This is a genomic window from Mesorhizobium sp. M7A.F.Ca.AU.002.02.1.1, from assembly GCF_003998535.1.
GTDB classification, from domain to species: Bacteria; Pseudomonadota; Alphaproteobacteria; order Rhizobiales; family Rhizobiaceae; genus Mesorhizobium; species Mesorhizobium ciceri.
The window spans coordinates 1-1460 of record NZ_RZPB01001123.1 but is presented as its reverse complement, the minus strand read 5'-3'; the positions used below and the strand labels follow the sequence as shown (position 1 = coordinate 1460).

Here is a 1460-nt window from a genome sequence, read left to right as displayed (position 1 = left end):
CACCATCCTGAGCGCTGGCGTGGGCGCGAAAGCTACGAGCAGGCGATCGGCGCGGGTGGTCGGGGCGTCAAGGCCAGCCTTGCTGCCTTCGGTGCCGCGTTTGATCGTGCGCGCGGCACGGCAGCACCGGCGCCTAGGCCGGCCGAGCCAGCGATCGTCGAATCTGCCCTGGGCGCCGGACAGGTGAGTGGCCCGCGAAACCTGCTGCAAGGCTGGCAGGCCTTGGCTGCCCGCATCGATCTGTTGCCGGTGGCCGTGCGCGATATGGCGCTTCGAGGCTTGAGAAAGGTCGTCGACTATCAGGACATCGCCTATGGGCGCGACTATCTCGACCGGTTGGACAAGGCCGTCGCGCTGGACGGGCCGATTCAGGGCTACGGCTTGTCCATCGCTGCCGCCAAGCATCTGGCCAACGCGCTGTGCTACGACGACATGATCCGCGTCGCCGATCTCAAGACACGTTCGACGCGCGACAAACGCGTGCGCCGCGAGGTCGGCGTCAAGGATGGCTCGATCCTGCAGGTGACCGAATATTTCCATCCGCGCATCGAGGAGTTCTGCGGCACGCTGCCGGCGGGTCTGGGCAGCTACATCGAAAACCGGCCGAAGCTCGCCGCCTTTCTCGATCGTCGCATCAATCATGGCCGCCGCATCCGCACCGACAGTTTTGCCGGCTTTGCCGCTCTGTGGTTCATCGGCGGCCTGCGTCGCTGGCGCCGCAGCCTGCTGCGCCACAAGGTCGAGGTCGCTCATCTCGATGGCTGGTACGCGCTGGCGCTCGACCATGTGCCCCAGGATTACGCACTGGCCGTCGAAATCCTCAACTGCCGCCGGCTGATCAAGGGCTACAGCGACACCCATGTCCGGGCGCAGTCGAAATTCGACCGGGTGCTGTCCGCGCTCGACATGGTCAAGGGCCGCACCGACGCCGCCGACTGGATCCGCCGCCTGCGCGAGATCGCGCTGAAGGACGAGAAGGGCGACATGCTGGACGGTGCGCTGAAGACCGTGGCGACGCTGGGGCCGGATACGATAGACTGATTTAACGGGCATCCACCGATTGGAGCGGCGCCAGCCCATGCAGCGGCACCGCTTCCGGGAACAGATGCAGCAGGCCTGTATCGACGCGCCGGCGCAGATGCGCATCGACCTCCGCACGATCCTGACAACCATGGAACCTGCCGCCGCAATGGTCGCGCAGGCGCACGAGATCGGCCATGACAGGCGACATCGGCAGGCCGGCGGCGTCGAGCAGGCTTGCGCTGAGGAAGCCGATGTCGAGCGGGGCCAGGTCAGGCATCGGATGGCGCAAAGGATGGTTGAAGGTGGTGAGCGTGTAGAAAGTGCGATAGGCAAGCGAGCCAGGGGTCGCCAAGGCGTCGTCCCCGGCGATCGCCTCGACGAACGGCTTGGTCGCCGACGACTGGTGATCGCCGAATTCGAGCACCACGGCGCCGCGT

At 66.2% G+C, this 1460-nt stretch carries 1 protein-coding gene and 1 pseudogene; one reads left to right on the top strand and one right to left on the bottom strand.

Annotation, left to right across the window (positions count from 1 at the left end):
- Positions 1-1041, top strand: a 1041-nt coding sequence (locus EN879_RS35690; RefSeq protein ID WP_127274702.1) for an indolepyruvate oxidoreductase subunit beta family protein, incomplete at its 5' end; no start/stop codon positions are given.
- Position 1042: 1 nt separating this feature from the next.
- On the opposite strand, the pseudogene EN879_RS35685 reads toward EN879_RS35690, so the two are convergent.
- Positions 1043-1460 (bottom strand): annotated as a pseudogene (locus tag EN879_RS35685) (sulfatase); the annotation flags it as partial.